Raw genomic sequence first — 20,274 nt, 5'->3', positions numbered from 1 at the left:
CGACGACGGGCCACTCACCAGAACAAGAACAAAGGATGAGGAAAATGACCCAGCCCAAGACGCCGGGGGAGCTTCGCTATCCCTCGATTTTCTCGCCGCTGAAAATCGGCAACATCACCGTACGCAACCGCCTGATGCAAACCGCCCATGCCAAGGGCTTCGCCTCGGCCGAGGGGCTGACCAACGACCGTGACATCCACTACCAGGCCGAACGTGCCAAGGGTGGCATCGGCCTGATCGTCACCGGCGCGCGCCATACCCACCCTGCTTCCACCGGCCCCAACCGTTCGCTGGCACGCGGCAACCGTCAGGAAATGATCGAGCGCGACGCCGAGATGGTGAACGCCGTGCATGCCTTCGGCGCACGCATCATCGCCCAACTGATCCACTTCGGCCCGCAGGGACGCAGCGGCGCGCTGGACGACTACCGCGTGCAGTGGGGCCCGTCGACCATGAAATCGCCAGCCTATAACGAGTGGGCCAAGGAGATGACCAAGGCGGAAATGGACGAAGTCTCGGAACACTTCGCCCTGACCGCGCTGAATGCCAAGGCGGCGGGCTTCGACGGCGTCGAGCTGCACTATTCACACGGCTACCTGCACCAGCAGTTTCTTTCCTTCGTCTACAACAAGCGCACCGACGAGTACGGCGGCAGCCTCGACAACATCGTGCGTTTCCCCATCGAAACCATGCAGCGCGTACGTGACGCGGTTGGCCCGGATTTCGTGGTGGGCATTCGCGTATCGCTGGATGAATGCACCGTCGACGGCATGCACGCTGACACGGCGATCCAGATGACCCGCAAGATGGTCGAGACTGGCCTGATCGACTACGTCAGCGCCACTGCCGGCACCTATGCCGCCCACGCCGACCAGATACCGCCGGGCGACTACCCGGAGAACTGGCTGGTGGATGACGGAGCCCGCCTGCGCGCATCCTTGCGCGAGGTCAGCGAGATCCCGGTATTCATCGTCGGCCATATCGTCGACCCGGAAAAAGCCGAGGCCCTGGTGGCCAGCGGCGCCACCGACATGGTGGCGATGACCCGCACGCAGATCGCCGACCCCGAGTTCTGCAACAAACTGCGCGAAGGCCGTGAGGACGAAATCAACCACTGCATCCGCTGCAACCAGGCGTGCATCGCCAGGCTGATGGCCGGCAACGCGATTTCCTGCGTGGTCAACCCGGCCGCCGGACGCGAGCAGCGTTTCGGCCTGCACACCCTCAAGCCCGCCGAAACGCCCGGCAACTGGCTGGTGGTAGGCGGCGGTCCGGCGGGCATGAAGGCGGCACTCACCCTGCGCCAGCGTGGCCACCAGGTCACTCTGGTAGAGAAGGACGACCGCCTCGGCGGCCTGCTAAACCTGGCAGCACGCCTGCCTCGCCGACAAAAATTCGCCTTCATCCCGCGTGACCTGGAGCGGCAACTGCGCAAGGCCGGGGTAGAGATTCGCCTGAACTGCGCGATGAGCGCCGACGATGTGGTTGCGTTCGGTGCAGACGGCGTGCTTCTGGCTACCGGGTCGACGCCGCTGAAAACCGCGTTCACCTCGACGCGCCCCGCTGTGGATCGCGTGCCCGGTACCGAGCAGGACAATGTGCTCAGCGTGGTCGAGGCTCTCGAAGATCCGGCGCGGGTCGGCAAGCGCGTGGTGCTGTTCGACGAGGACGGCGGCCGCTACGCCCTGGGCACTGCCGAATGCCTGCTCGACCGTGGACACCAGGTGCATCTGGTCAGCCGCTTCATCGCCCTGGCGCCCAACCTCACCCTGACCCTGGATCTGCCGGTGAACTACCAGCACGTATTCCGCAAGGGCCTGCAATACACCCTCAATAGCTGGGTGCGCAGCATCGACGGCAAGCGCGCGCAACTGCTCAACCTGTTCACCGACGAGAACGGCGAGAGCCTGGAAGCCGACACCTTCATCATCGCCGCCGGGCACAGCCCACACGATGCCCTGTATCGCGCCCTGCAGGGACGGGTGCAGAACCTGCATTGCATCGGCGATGCACGTCTGCCCAGACCACTGCAGGACACTCTCTACGAAGGCATGTTGGCCGGCCGCGAGTTGCTCGACGACCCGAACCGGTTCATCGAACAGGGCGAGCTGGAAGGCTTCGGCGCCGACTGGCGCACGGCCATGGGCGCCCCGGTGGGCTGATCGTTTGATCGGCTGGCGGTGCGCACAGCGCACCCTACGGAAAGCCGCGCACAGCCCCTCGGCCGTGCGCGACATGACGCCATTTCCGGCCGGCCTTACCGGCCGCGAAGGAGGACAACATGACCGTCGAACGTTATCCGCATCTGTTCCAACCGCTGCGCCTGCGCGGCATTACCCTGCGCAACCGCATCATGCAGTCGGCCCATGCCATGGCCTTCAACTCGCCAGAAGGGCTGACCAACAACCGTGACATCTACTACCACGCCGCGCGCGCCAAGGGCGGCATCGGCCTGATGGTCACCGGCAACCGCCTGATCCACCCGACCTCCAACACTTTCTGCCGTGGCTATCCCTATGGCTACCGCGAAGAAATGATCGAGCGCGACACGGCGCTGACCGAGGCGGTGCATGGCTTCGGCGCGCACATTTTCGCCCAGCTCAACCACTTCGGCGTGATGGGCGAAACCCACGCCATGGATGACTATCGCGTGCTCTGGTCGTCATCCAACATCAAGTCACCGGTGTTCGGCGAGATGGCCAAGGCCATGGAGCGTTCAGACATGGACGAGGTCGTCGAAGGCTGGGTGCGCTCGGCCGAGTACGCGCGCCTGGCCGGCTTCGACGGTGTTGAGATTCACCTGGCGCACAGCTACCTGCTGCACCAATTCATCTCGCCGCTGTTCAACAAGCGCGAGGACGAATACGGCGGTAGCTACGAGAACCGCATGCGCCTGCCGCTCGAAGTGATCGCGGCGGTGCGGGAAAAGGTCGGTCCGGATCTGGTGATCGGCATCCGCCTGTCGATGGACGAAATGGTGCCGGGCGGCATGCAGATCGACGATTGGATCAAGGTGGCGCAGACGGTCGAGGCCACCGGCCATATCGACTACATCATGGCCACTGCCGGGGTGTACCAGTCGGCCACCTACATCATGCCACCCTACGACGTGCCCAACGGCTGGATGGTCGACCCGGTGGCGCGCCTCAAGCGCGCGGTGAAAGTCCCGGTGTTCTGCGTCTCCGGCATCGGCAGTGCCGGCGAAGCCGAGGCGATCCTGGCACGCGGCGACGCCGATATGGTGGCCATGACCCGCGCTCAGATCGCCGACCCGGAGTTCGCGCGCAAGACCGCCGAAGGCCGTGAGGACGAGATCTACCATTGCCTGCGCTGCAACCAGGGCTGCGTCTCGCGCCTGTTCCACGGCACCTCGATGACCTGCCAGGTCAACCCGGCCACCGGCCGTGAGGCAGTCTTCGGCCCGCAGACGCTGCAACTGGCGCCGGATGCCAAGCACTGGGTGGTGGTCGGCGGTGGGCCGGCCGGAATGAAGGCGGCCGAGGGCCTGGCCAAACGTGGGCACCGCGTCACCCTGCTGGAGAAAGCCGGCGAACTGGGTGGCCAGGTCAACCACATCGTGCGCCTGCCACGTCGCGATTCCTTCGCCTGGATCACCGAGGATCTCAAGGTGCAGATGGCCAAGGCAGGCGTGCAGGTGAAGCTGAACTGCGAAGCCAGTGTCGATTCGATCCGGGCGCTGCAACCGGATGGCGTGATCGTCGCCACCGGCTCGCTGCCGGACCGCAGCGGTTATTCCGATATCAACCCGCTGGTCGACCGCGTGCCGGGGCTGGATGCCGACAACGTGTTCACCGCACTGGACGTGCTGGCACAGCCGCAGCGGGTCGGCAAACGCGTGCTGGTGTTGGATGAGGAAGGCAACCGCTACTCCGCCGGCATCACCGAACTGCTGGTGGAGAACGGCCACGAGGTGCACGTGGTCACGCGCTGGAACGCGCTGTTCCATCGTCTGGCGACCACCCTGGATCAGCCGGTGGTCTATGCCAACCTGTTCAGCCGCGGCCTGACCTACACGCTCAATGCCTGGGTCAGCCGGGCACGGGGGACATCGGTGGATCTGTTCAACCTCTATAGCGGCGAGGAACAGACCCTGGAAGGCTTCGACAGCATCGTCCTGACGGTGCGCCATCTGCCGCTAGACGGCCTGTACCACGCCCTCAAGGCCGAGTTGCCGAACGTGCACCGCGTCGGCGATGCGGTGGTGCCGCGCAAGACCGACCACGCGATCTTCGAAGGTTTTCTCGCCGGGCGGGAGATCTTCGATAACTGGAAACGCTACATCGAACCGGGTGCCCTGGAAGGATTCGACGGCCCCATCGAAGCACATCGATTCACCTGAGACTGCTCCTGAGCGTGAAGTTTTCCGGCACCTCGTGTGCCGGTTTTTTTTGCCTGCGCAAAAACCGCTGGCGCCTGCCGAACGGCCCCTCAAGCCACCGTGCCGGCCCCTCTTCGCCGAGACCTGCACCACCACCCATGCAGAATGAAATCGCCATTTCAGCTTGCAATGCAATTGCTTCGAGCGCTTCGATTATTCGTTCGATAAATTAAAAAAAACCCTTAAAAAACAATGAAATAAAAGCAATTAAAAGACTTGGCAAGGCACTTGCTATCTCTCTTGTGCGGGCAATTCCAACAAGTACAAGAGAACGATCATGAGCAAACCGCTAGAGGGGATTCGCATCCTCGATCTGACCCACATGCTGTCCGGCCCTTATGCCGGAATGATCCTTGCCGATCTCGGGGCGGAAACAATCAAGGTCGAGCCGCTGGCTGGCGAAGGCACACGAGCCCTGTTGGCCAAGGACCCTCGGCATTCGTTCAAAGGCATGGGCGCCTACTTCCTCACGCTCAACCGCAACAAGCAAAGCGTGTGCATTGATCTGAAGAGTGAGCAAGGCCTGGCCGTGTTCCACGACCTGGTGCGTGAAGCCGACGTGGTACTGGACAACTTCAGCGCCGGCGTGCCGCAGAAGCTCAAGATCGACTACGAGCACCTCAAGCAGATCAACCCCCTGATCATCACCTGTTCGGTGTCCGGCTTCGGCCAGGACGGCCCCAACTACCAGCGGCCGGCGTTCGACCAGGTGGTGCAGGGTATCGGTGGCGGCATGTCGATCACCGGTGACAACGCCGACCACCCGACCCGGGCCGGTATCCCCATCGGGGACCTGGGCGGTGGCATGTTCGCCGTGATGGGCGTGCTGGCCGCGCTGCAGGCACGCCATAGCAAGGGCCATGGGCAGCACGTCGACATCAGCATGCTCGACTGCCAGATCAGCATGCTCAACTACATGGCCACCATGTACTTCCTCAGCGGCGAGAACCCCGAACCGCTGGGCAACAGCCACTTCGTCCACGTGCCTTACAACACCTACCGCACAGCCGATGGTTTCATCATCGTCGCAGTGATCTTCGACAGCTTCTGGGACAACCTTGTCGGCCTGCTCGACGTCGAGGCGCTCAAAGATCCCAAGTATAAGACCCAACCAGCGCGCCTGGCCGACAAGCAACTGATCGACGGCATCCTCAACGAGCTGTTCGCCACCCGCGACACTGCCCACTGGGTCGAGCAGCTGTCCTCGGTGCGCGTTCCCTGCGCGCCGGTCAACCGCTTCAGCGACGCGCTGGCCGACCCGCAGGTGCGCCATCGCAAGATGGTGGTGGAAATCCCCCATCCGCAAGGCGGCACGGTGGAAGCACCGGGCAACCCGATCAAGCTGTCGGCCGACGACGAAGACAGCTACAGCGCCCCCCCACTGCTGGGCGAACACACCGACGCCGTGCTCGAACGCGTGCTGGGTTACGACCCGCAGCGTATCGCGGCCCTGAAGAACCAGCGGACCGTGGGGTGAGGCATGAGCGATTTCGTCACCGTCAATGAAGTCGGCCCACGCGACGGGCTGCAGAGCCAGGGCAAGACACTGAGCATCGACGAGCGCCTGTTGATGATCAACGCGCTGCTCGATAGCGGCATTCGCAGCATCGAAGTCGGCAGTTTCGTATCGCCCAAGGCGGTACCGCAGATGGCCGGCACTGGCGAGCTTTTCGGCCGCCTGCCGATGGTCGATGCGGTTGCCTACTCGGCGCTGGTACCCAACCTGCGCGGCTACGAGCTGGCCCGCGAAGCCGGCGTGCGTTCGGTCGCTGTGGTGCTGTCGGCCACGGAAACCATGAACCAGCGCAACATCAACATGAGCCTGGAGCAGACCACCGCGGTCTGTGCCGAGCTGATGCAGCGCGCCCGTGAGGATGGCATCCAGGCCCGTGCCTACGTCGCCGTGGCCTTCGAATGCCCGTTCGAAGGCCTGACACCGCCCTCGGTTGTGGAATACCTGACCCAGCGCATGTTCGAAGCAGGCGCGGACAAGGTGATCATCGCCGACACCATCGGTGCGGCCAATCCGCGTGCCGTGCGTGAGGTGCTGGAACGGCTGGCCACGCCCAGCGCAGCCGGCCAACTGTCGTGCCACTTCCACGACACCCGTGGCATGGCCCTGGCTAACGTACTGGCCGCACTGGAGTGCGGCGTGCGTGAGTTCGACAGCTCCATCGGCGGCCTCGGCGGCTGCCCCTTCTCGCCCGGCGCCACTGGCAACCTGGCCACCGAAGACCTGGTGCTGATGCTCGATGCCATGGGCCTGCGCAGTGGTATCGAACCACTGGCGCTGGTCGATGCCGTGCGGCGTGTACAAGCGCTGACCGGTACGCCGCTGGGCGGCCATTCGTTCCGCTGGCTCGACCGCCAGGCCGGCAAGCTACAAGGAGGCAGCCATGTTTAAGTGCCTGCTTGGCTGGCTCGCGCGGCTGGCGCCCTGGATGGTGATCGGCAGCCTGGCCTATGCCGCGGTGTTCATCAAACCCTCGGTCAACCCGGTGCCGCTGGATCAGCCGCTGCTGGAACGTCGCGACGCCTTTTTCGATGGCGCCGCACTCGGCGAGCACCTGTGGATCGTCGGGCAAAACGGCGCCCTGCTGTCGAGCCTCGATGCCGGTGCCACCTGGGCACGGGAAGAGCTGCCGGCGCGCAGCAATCTGCAATCCATAGCCGTGTCCGACCAGGGCCGCCAGGTAGTGGTGGGCAACCAGGGGCATCTGTGGACGCGCCAGGGGCAAGAACCTTGGCAAAGCCAGGAGCTGGTGGTCTCCGATCTGGCCGGCAAGCTGCTCAGCGTCAGTTTCATCAACGGCCATTTCTGGGCAGTCGGCGAAATGGGCGCGCTGTTTCGCGGCGACGCCGATGCCACGCACTGGGAGCCGATGGGCAACGGTGACGACGTCACCTTCAACAGCATCCGCGCTGGCGTCGATGGCGACCTGTGGATCACCGCCGAATTCGGCCGCCTGCTGCGCAGCCGCGATGGCGGCCTGACCTGGTCCACCCAGGAACTGGGCAGCGAGAGCATGCGCGCGCTGGTCTTCGACGGTCGCACCGGTGTTGCCGTGGGTAACCAGGGCCAGGTCTTTATCAGCCGCGACGGCGGCGACAGCTGGCAGGCGGTGAACGCCTTCACCCCTGAGCACCTGTTCGACGTCACCGTGCATGACGGCGAGTGGCTGACCACCGGCGACCGTGGCGCGCTGTTCCGCTCGCGCACCCCGGCCAACGAATGGCAGGCCTGGACGCCGGACGGCCTGGACAAGAGCTATCACAGCCGCCTGCTCGATACCGCCAACGGTGTCGTGCTGATCGGCCATCAACTCGGCTTGCTGCGCCGGGACGACCTGCAGCTCTGGCCTCGGGAGCACCAACAATGAATGCCGCCATGAATTTCGCCGCGCGCCTGTCGCTGTGGTCGATCCGCCATCGCCTGCTGGTGTGCGTGGTGGTCGGGCTGATCACCCTGGGTTTCGCCGCCAGCCTGGTCAACCTGGACATCCGCACCCGCTTCAGCGACATGGTTCCCCACGACCATCCCTACGTGAAGGTGCACCAGAAGTACCAGGACAGCTTCGCCGCCAGCAACCGCGTGACCATCCTGGTCAAGGCCAAGGAAGGCGACATCTTCCGCGAGGACGTGCTCGGTGAAGTGCGCCGGATCACCTACGACCTGCAGCAGGTCGAGGGCGTCAATCCGATGCAGATCACCTCGCTGGCCTCGAAGAAGCTCAAGCGCGTCAACGCCTCCAGCGAAGGCATCGAGACCCGTCCGCTGATGTGGCCGGATCTGCCCAAGGACGCGCAGCAGATGCGTGAACTGCGCCAGGCGGTGCTGAACAACCCGCTGGTCTATGGCCTGTACGTCGACCGTGACCTGAGTTCGGCGCTGATCCAGGTCGACTTCTACGACCATCTGGTGGACTACGCGAAGATCTTCCCGCAGATCGAGGCCATCCTCGACGCCTCGCCGGTCAAGGATCAGGTCAGCCTGCACCTGGTCGGCGAGCCGATCCTCTATGGCTGGGTCGCGCACTACCTCGGCGAGACCGTGGGCATCGCCCTGCTCTCGCTGGCCGCCATGCTGATCCTGCTGTTCGTGTTCAGCCGCACCTGGCGCGGCACCCTGCTGCCACTGATCGCCGGTACCGTCTCGGCCATCTGGGCACTGGGTGTCGGCAGCCTGCTCGGCTACAACTTCGACCCGCTGGTGATCGTGGTGGCCTTCATCATCACGGCGCGCGCCTTCTCCCACTCGGTGCAACTGATCACCCGCTTCGACGACCTGGCGGTGGGCGAGTCCATCGAGCCGCGCAAGGCCGCCGAGCAGACCATGCGCGAGCTGTTCCGCCCGAGCATGCTGGGGCTGTATGCCGATGCCGGGGCGATTCTCTGCGTCATCCTCACGCCGATTCCGCTGATGCACAAAGTGGCAATCATCGGTGCCATCTGGGTGATGACCATCGCCTTCTCGGCGGTGCTGCTGACGCCCGCGCTGCTGTCCTACGTCAAGCGCCCGGAAGGCTACGTGCACCCGGTCAACCTCGACGGTTTCATGCAGTTCGTCCTCAATGGTGCGAAGTGGATGGTGCGCAGCCGCGCGCGCTACTGGGTCGCCCCGGTGACCCTGGTACTGCTCTGCGGCTTCATGTTCGAGGCCACGCGGATCAACGTCGGCGACGCCAGCGACGGCTCGCCGATCCTCTGGCAGGACTCCGCCTTCAACCGCGACAGCGCCCTGATCAACCGCCTTTACCCCGGTTCCGAGCAGATGTTCGTGGTGCTCGAAGGTAAAGAACTGGACGCGATGAAAACGCCCGAGGTGCTCGACTGGATGCTGCGCTTCTCGCGCTACATGGAGCGCCAGCCGGAGATCGGCGGTTCGGTGTCGCTGGCCGACATCGTCATCGACATCCGTCGCAACCTCTACGAAGGCAACCCGCGCTACGGCGAGCTGGGCCTGAGCCGCATGGAAAACGGCGAGCTGATCAGCTTCTACATGCAAGGTGCCGACCCGGACGACCTGACCCAGTTCGCCGACGTGCAGTTCCGCAATGCCGCCGTGACCCTGTTCTTCCGCGATCACAAGGGCGACACCCTGCGCAAGGCGACCCACTACGCCAACGAGTTCATCCGCGACAACCCGCTGGAAGGCGCCGAGGTGAAGCTGGTCGGTGGCGTGCTGGGGATCATCGCGGCGGTCAATGAGATCCTTCTCGGCGACCAGATCGAGGCCACCGCGCTGGCCTTCCTGGTGGTGGTGCTGTGCTGCCTGGTGGTCTATCGCTCTTCGGTCAGCGGCATCTTCTTCATCATCCCGGTGCTGATCTCCAATGTGGTGACCTTCGCCTTCATGGCCTGGCAGGGCATCGGCATGAGCATCAGCACCCTGCCGGTGGTGGCCCTGGGCATCGGTCTGGGCGTGGATTACGCCTTCTACATCGTCGATTCGATGAAGGAATTCCTGGAGAAACACCCGGATGCCGACCCGCTCGACGCGGTGCTGCAGTCCCTCGGCTCGGCGGGCCGCGGGGTGCTGCTGACGGCCTTCACCCTGGCTGCCGGGGTGCTGTTCTGGTCGTTCTCCTCCCTTCGTTTCCAGGCGGAGATGGGCATGCTGATCGGCCTGTGGCTGATGGTTTCGGCACTGACCTCGCTCTTCGTCATGCCTTCGCTTGCGCTGGTGTTCAAACCGAAATTCATCTTTGAGCACGGCCAGACGAAAGATGCCCCGATCTGCGGGCGTATCCACCAACCTGAACACATCAGGAACTGAAAATGAGCGCACACAACAACAATACGAAAGTGTGGTCTGGCAAAACTCCGATCGCTTGCGCGGTTCTGCTGGCTGGTATGGGAGTGCAGGCTGGGGCACAGGCTGATGAAGGGTTCTTCTCCGACTGGGAGGTCAGTGGCTATGCACGCCAGCACATGTCCTGGAACCTGGAGAATCCCTATGTGATGGACACCGATGATCCCAACGGGCTGGTCGGGGCGAAGCGCAAGGGCAATTACCGCTACGACCTGTCGATGGCGCGTACCACGCTCAAGCTCAACCTGTTCAAGGACTTCGGCAACTCGCAGTTCAACATCTCCGGGCGCGTGGCCCGCGAGGTGGAAACCGATTACCTGAAAGACCTGCAGAAGAGCATGGACGGCAACGCCGCATCCGACCTGTTCAGCAACCGCAGCAAGTCCTCGGTCAACCTGATGGACGACGTTTACAACAGCGAGGAAATCCGCGAGCTGTGGTGGCAAACCGGGGTCACCCCGACCACCACCCTCAAGCTCGGCAAGCAGCAGGTGGTCTGGGGCGAGACCGACTTCTTCCAGTCGCTGGACGTGATCCACGGTTACGACATGCGCATCCGCTCGTTCCTTGAGCCAGAGAACGAGGACGTGCGCAAGCCGTTGTGGATGGTCAACCTGATGGAGCGCTTCGACAGCGTCGACGGCACCCTGCAACTGCTCTACATCCCAGGCCGGATGAACCGTGCCAGCGACCGCGGCAACAGCTATGACCTGGAAGGTGGGCGCTGGGCGAACAACCCGAACAAAGGCATCACCTTCGAGTCCGCCACCTTCGGCGCCGACGTGCCGTACAACTACGATCACAAGGCCGCCGACATGGACGATCCGTCCTACGGCGTGCGCTGGAAGGGCATGACCGGCGAGTGGGAGTACTCCCTGGGCTGGTTCCACGGCCCGTCGCAGAACCCGGTGATCAACTCCAACCCGAACAACCCACTAGGCGTCGGCAACGCCGCCAGTGGCCGTACCTACGTTGGTCCGTACAAGGGCGACTACAACTCCGACCCGAACTCCACCGTCGGCGAGCTGATTTTCCCCTTCATCGACGTGTTCGGGGTGACCGCCAACCGTTACCTGGAATCGGTCGATGCGGTGTTCTCCGCTGAGGTCTCCTACATCCCCAACGCGCCGTACAACATCGGCGTACAGGCCGGCGAAGCAGGCGGCTGCTCGTTCTTCCCGGGCTTCTGCGGGATCATCGAGAAAGACGTGGTCAAGACCATGGTGCGCATGGACAAGCAGCTCGGCCTGCAGAGCTACCTGGGCACCAGTCGTCCGTCGTTCTTCTCGGTGCAACTGTTCAACACCTGGATCACCAACTACGACCGTGATGACGAAGTGGTCAACACCGCCGGCTTCAGTGGCCGGGCCAAGGAATACTCGACCATCGCCACCGCCATCCTGGCGACCAACTACGACAACGACCGCATCAATCCGACCCTGGCCGTGGGCACCGACCTGACCTATGGCGGCAGCTTCATCGTGCCCAGCGTCGAGTTCGCCTATGGCAACAACTGGCGAGTACGTGTCGAGGCCGACCTGTTCTTCAACGACGAGCGGCAGAAGCGCGCCCTGCAAGGCTTCAACAACACCAACCTGTTCGGCTACTTCGATGGCAACGACCAACTGGCCGTCCGCGTGACCTACCAGTTCTGATCCAGGAGATAACAACAATGACATTCCTCAAGCATCACCTCGCCGCTTCCCTGGCGCTGACCTTCTCGGTCGCGCTGGCCGCACAGGCCGCCGAGCTGACACCGGGTACGCGGATCGAAGCGGGCAACCTCGCCCAGCACCTGGGCGACACCTTCGAGGGCCACAGCATCGGCGACCTGCTCACCGAACGCATGCAGATCCTGATCAAGGACGAAGGCCTGGCCATCACCCTCAAGGCTTCCGAGCCGATCACCCTGGGCAAGGACTACGTGGCCGCGACCAAGGCCAACGAAGGCAAGGCCGTGTACAACCGCGACACCCGTCAGGTCGAAGGCTGGGTGGCCGGCGTGCCGTTCCCCAACGTCAGTCAGGACGACCCGGACGCTGCCGCCAAGCTGATCTGGAATCACCACTACGCCCAACCGATCAAGAACCTGCAGGACTACCCCAAGTTCGGCTACCTGTTCCTCAACGACAAGGTCGGCCTCGAGCGCCGCCAGGAGTGGGCTTTCAAGCGCTACTACATGAAGGGCCGCCTGGGCACCGAGCAGACCGTCGAGGGTGACGGCAGCATCCTCACCAAGACCCTGCTGTACGCGACCTACCCCAACGACATCCGCGGCCTGGGCCTGTTCACCGTGCGTTACGACTCGCCCAAGCTGGAAGACTCCTGGGCCTACGTGAAGTCGGTACGGCGCACCCGTCGCCTATCCGGCGGCACCTGGATGGACCCCATTGGCGGCACCGACCAGCTCAGCGACGACATCGAGATTTTCAACGCCCACCCGAGTTGGTACCCGGATTACAAACTGCTCGGCAAGCGCTGGATCCTCGCCGTAGCCAACTCCCAGGGTGAAACCTGGAACCAGAAGGCCAGCGGCAACGCCGAGTTCCCGGTCATCGACCTGGATAACAAGCCGTTCTGGAACCCCAAGGCCGAATGGGAACCGCGTGAAGTCTGGGTGCTGGAAGCCACCACCCCGCCGGAGCACCCGTACAGCAAGAAAGTGATGTACATGGATACCCAGTTCCCACGCTTCTACCAGGCCGAGGCCTACGACCGCAAAGGGCAGTTCTGGAAATGGATGAATTACCACCTCAAGACCATCAAGACCGAGGATGGCGATGTGGGGATCGTGTCCGCCGCGGGCTTCACCATCGACTACCAGCGCCGCCATGGCACGGTGTTCGTACTGGGTGGCCCGCGCCTGAACACACCGGGTGTCACCGCTGACGATGTCAATCTGCGCGAACTCGAAAAAGCCGCGCGTTAAGCCGAAATAGCCGAGGGGGGTCGATACCCCTCGGTCCAAGATGCACAACAAAGCCAAGAAAGTGCTTGGAGGCAACATGAGTTTTCGTTTGGGTGTTGATGTAGGCGGAACCTTTACTGACCTGCTCCTGATCAACGATGTCACGGGTGACAGCTACACCGCCAAGGTGCCTTCCACGCCGCACAATCCCTCCATCGCGGTGCTCAATGGCATCGAGAAGATCTGCCAGACCTCGGGCGTCGAGCCGTCCGCCATTCGCTCGGTGATGCACGGCACCACGGTCGCGACCAACGCCATCCTGACCCGCCGCGGCGCCAAGGTCGGCCTGGTGACCACCAAGGGCTACAAGCAGGTGCTGCATATCGCCCGCTCCTTCGTACCTGGCGGCCTCGGCGGCTGGGTGACCTTCAACAAGGGCGAACTGCTCGCCCCGCTGGAACTGACCGTCGAAGCCGACGAGCGCATCGACACGCATGGTGCCGTGGTGCGCGAGCTTGATCGTGAGGCGATTCGCTCCGAGCTGCTGCGCCTCAAGCAGGCCGGCATCGAGGCGCTGACCATTAGCCTGGTCAACGCCTACGCCAGCGGCGCACACGAACAGGCCATCTACGACATCGCCCGCGAGGTGATGCCTGGCGTGCCGGTATCGCTGTCTTCGGAAGTGGTGCCGGAAATGCAGGAGTACGAGCGCACCGAAACCACCGTGGTCAACAGCTACGTGCGCCCGGAAGTGGCTAACTACCTGGAACACCTGCAAGGCGAGCTGTGCAGCCGCCTGCGCCCAGACGTGCAACTGTCCATCCTGCGCTCCGACGGCGGCCTGGCCACCAGCCAGTCCGCCGCCAGCACGCCGGTCAACCTGCTGCTCTCAGGCCCAGCCGGCGGCGTGGCAGGGGCGATCTGGTTCTGCTCCCGTGGCGGCTTCAGCAAGGTGCTGACCTTCGACGTCGGCGGCACCTCTACCGACGTGGCGCTGATCGACAACAACCAGGCGCGCATTCGCCGCGAAACCCGCGTCGGTGACGTAGCCGTGCGTGCACCGTCGGTCGACGTGCGTACCATCGGCGCCGGTGGCGGCTCCATGGCCTCGGTGCCGGAGCTGACCCGCGCGCTGCGCGTCGGCCCGGAAAGCGCCGGTGCGGTGCCTGGCCCTGCGGCCTATAACAAGGGCGGCACCGTCGCCACCGTGACCGACGCCAACGTGGTGCTGGGCTACCTGCCGGCCGAGCAGAAGCTCGGTGGCGACTTCCAGGTGCGCAAGGATCTGGCCACAGCCGCCGTGCAGGCCACCGCCGATGCCATGGGCGTGTCGCTGTTCGAGGCGGCCGAAGGCATCGTGCGCATCGCCAACGAGCACATGTTCGGTGCGCTGCGTCTGATCAGCGTCGAGCAGGGCTACGACCCGCGCGACTTCGCCCTGTGCGGCTTCGGCGGCGCCGGCCCGCTGCATGCCAACGCCCTGGGCATCCTGATGAATGCCTGGCCGGTAATCATCCCGCCAGGCCCGGGTGTGCTCTGCGCCTACGGCGACGCCACCACCCGCGTCAAGGACGAGGCCTCGCGCTCGCTGGTGCGCCGCGTCAGCGACATGAGCGTCGAGGAAGTGGTGCAGATTCTCCAGCAACTCGGCGACAGCGTGCGCAGCTCGTTGGCCGCGCAGGACATTCCCGCCGAGGTGCAACAACTGACCTGGCAGGCCGACGTACGCTACCAGGGCCAGGCGTTGCTGCTGACCCTGGACATCGACCCGGACGAGTTGACCCGTACCGGCATGCAGGCCATCACCGCCGCCTTCGATGCCGAACACGAGCAGCTGTTCACCTTCGCCCTCAACGAAGCCCATGAGCTGGTCAACCTGCGTGCCATCGCCCGCGCGCCACGCCCGGAGATCACCGAGCGTGCCTTCGAGAGCGCCACCAGCAGCCTGGCCGAGGCGCAGGTCGGCCACACCCCGGTGCACTATGCCGGCCAGGACTACGACGCGGCGCTCTATGCGCGCGGCAAGCTGAGTCCGGGCCTGATCGTGCCGGGGCCGGCCATCGTCATGGAGATGGACTCCACCACCCTCGTTCTTCCGGGTTACGAAGCGGCCGTGGACCGCGTCGGCAATCTGTTGATCCGCCCGCTGGGCCATCAGGAGTAAGCGTCATGGTTGCGCGCATCAAACAAGAAAACAGCAATCCGTTCCAGCGTGTCGACGTCGACGGCATCACCATCGACATCGTCGAGAACGCCCTGGGCAACGCCCGTAACGAAATGGACGCGGTGCTCTTTCGTACCGCCATGAGCCCGGGCATCCGCGAACAGGGTGATGCCTTCCCGATGATCGCCACCTGCGACGGCAAGATGATCGTCGGCCAGTTCGGCTCCTTCATCAGCGGCTTCCTGCGCAGCTACGAAGGCGAAATCGAAGAAGGCGACGTGTTCCTCACCAACGACCCGTACCTGTGCAACGGTGCGGTCAGCCACCTGCCGGACTGGCTGGTGCTGATGCCGATCTTCAAGAACGGCCGGGTGATCAACTACGCCGCCATGTTCGGCCATATGTCCGACGTCGGCGGCAAGGTGCCGGGTAGCCTGCCGACCAACGCCAGTTCGATCTGGGAAGAAGGCATCCGTATCCCGCCGGTGAAGCTGTACCGCCGTGGCGAGATGAACGCCGACATGCTCGACGTGATCCTGCACAACGTGCGCATGCCACGCTGGAACCGCTCCGACCTCAACGCCATCGTCGCCGCCTGCCGCACCGCCGGCAAACGCTGCGTCGAACTGGCCGAGCGCTTCGGTGACGACGTGTTCTACAGCGCCCAGCAGGAAATGCTCGAACGCACCCACCGGGCCATGAAAGAAGTCATCGGCCGTGTGGTGCCCGAGCACCGCCAGGTGTTCGAAGACTACATCTGTGACGACGGCGCAGGCCTCGGCCCCTATACCCTGCGCTGCGCACTGTGGCGCGAGGGCGACAAGGCGATCTTCGACTTCGAGGGCACCGACCCGCAGGCACCGTCCTCGGTCAACTTCTACCTCAACGAAGAGATGTTCAAGATCTTCTTCGGCGCACTGACCATCAGCCTGTTCGACCCGGCGATCCTGCTCAACGACGGTTTCTACGACCTGGTCGAGGTGCGCATCCCACGAGGTTCGATCCTCAAGCCGAACTTCCCCGCCGCCCTGTCCTGCCGCACCCACCTGCTGGGGCGCATCTTCGACATGATGGGCGGGCTGCTCGGCCAGGGCACACCGCAAGCGATGAACGCCGCCGGCTTCTCCGACTCGCCGCACTTCATGTACTCGGGCTACGACCAACAGGGCGAATGGTTCCAGCTGTTCCAGATCGGTTTCGGCGGCATTCCGGGGCGGCCGGTGGGCGACGGCCCGGACGGCCACTCGCTGTGGCCGGGTTTTACCAACGTGCCCAACGAGTTCGTCGAGGCGTACTTCCCGCTGCGCATCGAAACCTACGAAACCCTCGCCGACTCCGGCGGTGCCGGCCTGCACCGTGGCGGCAATGGCCTGCGCGTGGCCTACCGCTTGCTGGTCGACGGCGAAGTGTCGATCCACGACGACCGCTGGCTGACCTACCCCTGGGGCGTCAACGGTGGTGCACCGGGTGAGCGCAGCCGCAAGGAACTGATCCGTGCCGATGGCACCCGGCAGATGCTGCCGGCCAAGTGCGACAACATCCAGGTCAAGGCCGGCGACCTGGTGCTGTTCGACACCTGGGGCGGTGGTGGCTGGGGCGACCCGCTGCAGCGTGATCCGGCCAAGGTGCTCACTGATGTGCGCAAGGGCCTGGTCAGTGCCGACGGCGCCCGCCGCTACGGCGTGGTGGTCGCCAATGATGCCGTGGACGAGAGTGCGACTCGCGCCCTGCGCGAGGTCATGGCGGCCGAGCGGGGCGAGATCGAACTGTTCGATCGCGGCGGCACGCTGGACGAACTCAAGGCACGCTGCCTGGCCGAAACCGGCCTGCCGGCACCGACCACACCGTCCTGGAACTGAGGAATCGCCATGGCTCTGGATTCCCGCTCCCTCTCCCCGGCCCAGCGCTATGCGCTGGTGCTGGTGGATCTCTCGGTCGGTTTCACCGACCCGACGAAAAGCCCGCTGGCCAGCGAATGCCCGGCGGTCATCGAAGCCAACCGCAAGCTGCTGGAGGCCTTTCGCCGACGTGGCTGGCCGGTGATTTTCACCACCGTGGCCTATGACCAACCCAGCCAGGCAAGGGTGTTCCGCGAAAAGATTCCGGCGCTGAACGTGCTGGCGGCCGGCTCGGAGCTGGTACGGATCGACCCGCGCCTGACACCGCAGGACGGCGAGCCGGTGCTGGTGAAGTTCTGGGCCAGTGCCTTCTTCGGCACCGACCTGGCGCAACGCCTGCACGAGGCCGGCGTCGATGGTGTGATGGTCACCGGCCTGACCACCAGCGGCTGCGTGCGGGCAACCGCGCTGGACGCGCTGCAGCACGAGTTCCGCGTGCTGCTACCGGAACAGGCGGTGGGTGATCGCGATGCACTGGCGCACCAGGCCAACCTGCGCGACCTGCAGATCAAGTACGCGGACGTGCGCGACCTGGAGGATTGCCTTGCGCTGCTGGGCTAGCGCACTGGCGCTGGCGGCCGTCGCCGGTTGTTCGGCGACGGCGCCCAGTCACGCTCCATCGACGGCCAGCAGCTCGGAGGGTGGCCGCTGTGCCGCCTTTTCCGATGCCTGGGTCAGCCACTTCCAGGCCAACGTGGCGAAGCTCGATGGCCAGCGCGTCGCCTCACTCGATCAGTCCCTGGCGCAGGCGCGCCAGGCCCTGCTGGACGCCGGCCAGGACGAGAACGCCTGCCAGAAGCCGTACTGCATCATCCAGCCGAAGGCCGGAGGGCGCCTGGACAGCTACTGCGGCTACCGGGACGCCGACCCCACTGGCAACGAGCTGTACCGCTGGGTGCCCTGGACACCTGCCCGACGCTGACCTCACAACAACCATATAAGAATCGCCCTTTTCTACTGCCGAGGTACACACCGTGGGAGCACAAACGCTCTACGACAAGCTCTGGGATCGTCATCGCGTGGAGGATCTGCCCGATGGCTCGACCCTGCTCTACATCGATCGCCACCTGCTGCACGAGGTGACGTCACCACAGGCCTTTGCCAACCTGCGCCTGGCAGGGCGCAAGCCCTGGCGCGTGGACACCAGCCTGGCCACGCCCGACCACAATGTGCCGACCCTGGGTCGCGAGCAAGGCCTGGGCGGCATCAGTGACCGCATCGCCCGGCAGCAGATCGCCGTACTGGAAAGCAACGCCCGCGAGTTCGGCATCCCACTGTTCGCCCTCGACGACATGCGCCAGGGCATCGTCCATGTGGTCGGTCCTGAGCAAGGGCTGACCCTGCCGGGCATGACCCTGGTCTGCGGCGACTCGCACACCGCCACCCACGGTGCCTTCGCCGCACTGGCCCATGGCATCGGCAGCAGCGAGGTCGAGCACGTGCTGGCCACCCAGACGCTGCGCAGCCGCAAGCTGAAGAACTACCGCATCCGCGTCGAAGGCGACTTGGCCCCAGGTGTCACCGCCAAGGACCTGGCGCTGTACATCATCGGCCGCATCAGCAGCGCCGGCGGCAGCGGACACGCCATCGAGTTCTGCGGCCCGGCCGTCGAAGCGCTGTCGATGGAAGCGCGCATGACCCTGTGCAACATGAGCATCGAGGCCGGCGCACGCGTTGGCCTGGTGGCCTATGACCAGACCACCGAACGCTACGTGCGCGGCCGCCCGCTGGCACCGTCGCCGGAGCACTGGGACGCGGCCACCGCCTACTGGCGTGAGACGCTGCATTCGGACACCGATGCACGTTTCGACCAGGAACTGACGATCCAGGCCGCCGATATTCGCCCGCAGGTAACCTGGGGCACCTCGCCGGAAATGGTCCTGTCGATCAGCGACCACGTCCCGACCCTGGACATGGCGCGCGACGCCCTGCAACGCCTGGACTGGGAACGCGCACTGGCCTACATGGATCTGCAGCCAGGCCAGGCGCTGGCCGGCGTGCCACTGGACCGTATCTTCATCGGCTCCTGCACCAACGCGCGCATCGAAGACCTGCGCGCCGCCGCCGACGTGCTCCGTGGCCGCCGCGTGCACGAGCGCATCCGCCAGGCGCTGGTGGTGCCAGGCTCCGGCCTGGTCAGCCTGCAGGCCGAGCGCGAAGGCCTGGACCGTATCTTCAAGGCTGCCGGTTTCGAGTGGCGCGCACCGGGCTGCTCCATGTGCCTGGGCATGAACGCGGATCGCCTGAACCCTGGCGAACGCTGCGCGGCGACCTCCAACCGCAACTTCGAAGGCCGTCAGGGCAAGGGCGGTCGCACCCACCTGCTGTCGCCGACCATGGCCGCCGCTGCCGCCGTGGCCGGTGAATTGATCGATTTCAGGAGTCTGTGAGCATGCAGCCGCTGATCACCCACCAGGGCATCATCATCCCGCTCAACCGGGCCAACATCGACACCGACATGCTGCTGCCCAAGCAGTACCTCAAGAGCCTGGAAGCCTCGGGCTTCGGCGCCTTCCTGTTCGACGACGAACGCTACCTCGACCCCGGCGAGATCGATACACCACTGGACAGGCGCCGCGAGAACCCTGCCTGCATCCTCAACCAGGCGCCCTATCGCCAGGGCAGCGTGGTGCTGACGCAAGCCAACTTCGGTTGTGGCTCCAGCCGCGAGCACGCGGTGTGGGCGCTGCGCGATTTTGGGGTCCGGGTGGTCATCGCCCCCAGCTTCGGCGATATCTTCCGCAACAATTGCTTCAACAACGGCGTCCTGCCTCTGCTGCTGGAGCAAGCGGCCATCGACGAGCTATTCGCCCTGACCGAGGCCCAGCCCGGCCTGCAGGCCGCGGTGGATGTGGAACGTCGCTTGCTTTCGGTTGGTGGCGGGGTATGGTGTTTCGAGCTCGACGAGGGGCGCCGCCAGCGCCTGCTCAAGGGTCTCGACGAGGTCGGCGAAAGCCTCTGCCACGGGGCGCAGATCAGCGCCTACGAAGCACACCGCCGGCTCAGCGAACCCTGGCTTTTCCGCAATTGAGCGTCGCCGGCCGGAGGCCGGCTCCCAGTGCCCATGCTTCATAACAATAAGAGGGTCAATAC

14 protein-coding genes are annotated in these 20,274 nt (G+C 64.6%); all 14 read left to right on the top strand.

All coding sequences use genetic code 11. The features are described 5' to 3' along the window. Positions 1-44: 44 nt before the first annotated feature. Positions 45-2,162, top strand: coding sequence for an oxidoreductase (locus BM059_RS13160; RefSeq protein ID WP_074939176.1), 2,118 nt, complete (start codon positions 45-47; stop codon positions 2,160-2,162). A 119-nt stretch (positions 2,163-2,281) separates the two neighbouring features. Next, entirely contained in the window at positions 2,282-4,360 is a 2,079-nt protein-coding gene (locus BM059_RS13155; protein ID WP_074939174.1) for an oxidoreductase, read from the top strand. A 316-nt stretch (positions 4,361-4,676) separates the two neighbouring features. Then, the gene (locus BM059_RS13150; protein WP_074939172.1) at positions 4,677-5,876 is read left to right on the top strand and encodes a CaiB/BaiF CoA transferase family protein; all 1,200 of its coding nucleotides are present in this window, start codon (positions 4,677-4,679) and stop codon (positions 5,874-5,876) included. Between the two features lie 3 nt (positions 5,877-5,879). After that, on the top strand, positions 5,880-6,803 hold the full coding sequence (locus BM059_RS13145) for a hydroxymethylglutaryl-CoA lyase (RefSeq protein WP_074939171.1): 924 nt from the start codon (positions 5,880-5,882) through the stop codon (positions 6,801-6,803). Continuing rightward, a complete protein-coding gene (locus BM059_RS13140; protein WP_074939169.1) occupies positions 6,796-7,779 on the top strand; it encodes a WD40/YVTN/BNR-like repeat-containing protein in 984 nt (327 codons plus the stop codon). The genes BM059_RS13145 and BM059_RS13140 overlap by 8 nt, the downstream gene beginning before the upstream one ends. Continuing rightward, entirely contained in the window at positions 7,776-10,175 is a 2,400-nt protein-coding gene (locus tag BM059_RS13135; protein WP_083413273.1) for an efflux RND transporter permease subunit, read from the top strand. Before BM059_RS13140 ends, BM059_RS13135 begins: the two co-directional genes overlap by 4 nt. A gap of 2 nt (positions 10,176-10,177) precedes the next feature. Next, complete coding sequence (locus BM059_RS13130) at positions 10,178-11,866, top strand: DUF1302 family protein (protein ID WP_074939167.1); 1,689 nt, start codon at positions 10,178-10,180, stop codon at positions 11,864-11,866. A gap of 17 nt (positions 11,867-11,883) precedes the next feature. Beyond that, a complete protein-coding gene (locus tag BM059_RS13125) occupies positions 11,884-13,140 on the top strand; it encodes a DUF1329 domain-containing protein (RefSeq protein ID WP_074939166.1) in 1,257 nt (418 codons plus the stop codon). A 76-nt stretch (positions 13,141-13,216) separates the two neighbouring features. Next, positions 13,217-15,283, top strand: coding sequence for a hydantoinase/oxoprolinase family protein (locus BM059_RS13120; RefSeq protein WP_074939164.1), 2,067 nt, complete (start codon positions 13,217-13,219; stop codon positions 15,281-15,283). A 5-nt stretch (positions 15,284-15,288) separates the two neighbouring features. Further along, positions 15,289-17,142 (top strand): hydantoinase B/oxoprolinase family protein, encoded by a 1,854-nt coding sequence (locus BM059_RS13115; protein ID WP_074939162.1) that lies wholly within the window; start codon positions 15,289-15,291, stop codon positions 17,140-17,142. A gap of 9 nt (positions 17,143-17,151) precedes the next feature. Further along, on the top strand, positions 17,152-17,742 hold the full coding sequence (locus BM059_RS13110; RefSeq protein ID WP_074939160.1) for an isochorismatase family protein: 591 nt from the start codon (positions 17,152-17,154) through the stop codon (positions 17,740-17,742). After that, a complete protein-coding gene (locus BM059_RS13105) occupies positions 17,726-18,103 on the top strand; it encodes a hypothetical protein (protein WP_074939158.1) in 378 nt (125 codons plus the stop codon). Before BM059_RS13110 ends, BM059_RS13105 begins: the two co-directional genes overlap by 17 nt. A 52-nt stretch (positions 18,104-18,155) precedes the next feature. Further along, on the top strand, positions 18,156-19,571 hold the full coding sequence (gene leuC / locus BM059_RS13100) for a 3-isopropylmalate dehydratase large subunit (protein ID WP_074939157.1): 1,416 nt from the start codon (positions 18,156-18,158) through the stop codon (positions 19,569-19,571). 2 nt (positions 19,572-19,573) lie between these two features. Further along, positions 19,574-20,212 carry a 3-isopropylmalate dehydratase small subunit gene (leuD, locus tag BM059_RS13095; RefSeq protein WP_074939155.1) on the top strand — a complete coding sequence of 213 codons (639 nt, stop codon included), beginning with the start codon at positions 19,574-19,576 and terminating at the stop codon, positions 20,210-20,212. The last annotated feature ends 62 nt before the right edge of the window (positions 20,213-20,274 follow it).

Origin of the sequence: Ectopseudomonas composti, from assembly GCF_900115475.1 — a bacterium.
Classification (GTDB): domain Bacteria; phylum Pseudomonadota; class Gammaproteobacteria; order Pseudomonadales; family Pseudomonadaceae; genus Aquipseudomonas; species Aquipseudomonas composti.
This window is presented reverse-complemented; position numbering and strand designations above follow the sequence as displayed.

Excerpts from the sequence above, each read along its gene's own strand:
- BM059_RS13160 (WP_074939176.1), top strand. The coding sequence starts at position 45 with ATGACCCAGCCCAAGACGCCGGGGGAGCTTCGCTATCCCTCGATTTTC.
- BM059_RS13155 (WP_074939174.1), top strand. The coding sequence starts at position 2,282 with ATGACCGTCGAACGTTATCCGCATCTGTTCCAACCGCTGCGCCTGCGC.
- BM059_RS13150 (WP_074939172.1), top strand. The coding sequence starts at position 4,677 with ATGAGCAAACCGCTAGAGGGGATTCGCATCCTCGATCTGACCCACATG.
- BM059_RS13145 (WP_074939171.1), top strand. The coding sequence starts at position 5,880 with ATGAGCGATTTCGTCACCGTCAATGAAGTCGGCCCACGCGACGGGCTG.
- BM059_RS13140 (WP_074939169.1), top strand. The coding sequence starts at position 6,796 with ATGTTTAAGTGCCTGCTTGGCTGGCTCGCGCGGCTGGCGCCCTGGATG.
- BM059_RS13135 (WP_083413273.1), top strand. The coding sequence starts at position 7,776 with ATGAATGCCGCCATGAATTTCGCCGCGCGCCTGTCGCTGTGGTCGATC.
- BM059_RS13130 (WP_074939167.1), top strand. The coding sequence starts at position 10,178 with ATGAGCGCACACAACAACAATACGAAAGTGTGGTCTGGCAAAACTCCG.
- BM059_RS13125 (WP_074939166.1), top strand. The coding sequence starts at position 11,884 with ATGACATTCCTCAAGCATCACCTCGCCGCTTCCCTGGCGCTGACCTTC.
- BM059_RS13120 (WP_074939164.1), top strand. The coding sequence starts at position 13,217 with ATGAGTTTTCGTTTGGGTGTTGATGTAGGCGGAACCTTTACTGACCTG.
- BM059_RS13115 (WP_074939162.1), top strand. The coding sequence starts at position 15,289 with ATGGTTGCGCGCATCAAACAAGAAAACAGCAATCCGTTCCAGCGTGTC.
- BM059_RS13110 (WP_074939160.1), top strand. The coding sequence starts at position 17,152 with ATGGCTCTGGATTCCCGCTCCCTCTCCCCGGCCCAGCGCTATGCGCTG.
- leuD (WP_074939155.1), top strand. The coding sequence starts at position 19,574 with ATGCAGCCGCTGATCACCCACCAGGGCATCATCATCCCGCTCAACCGG.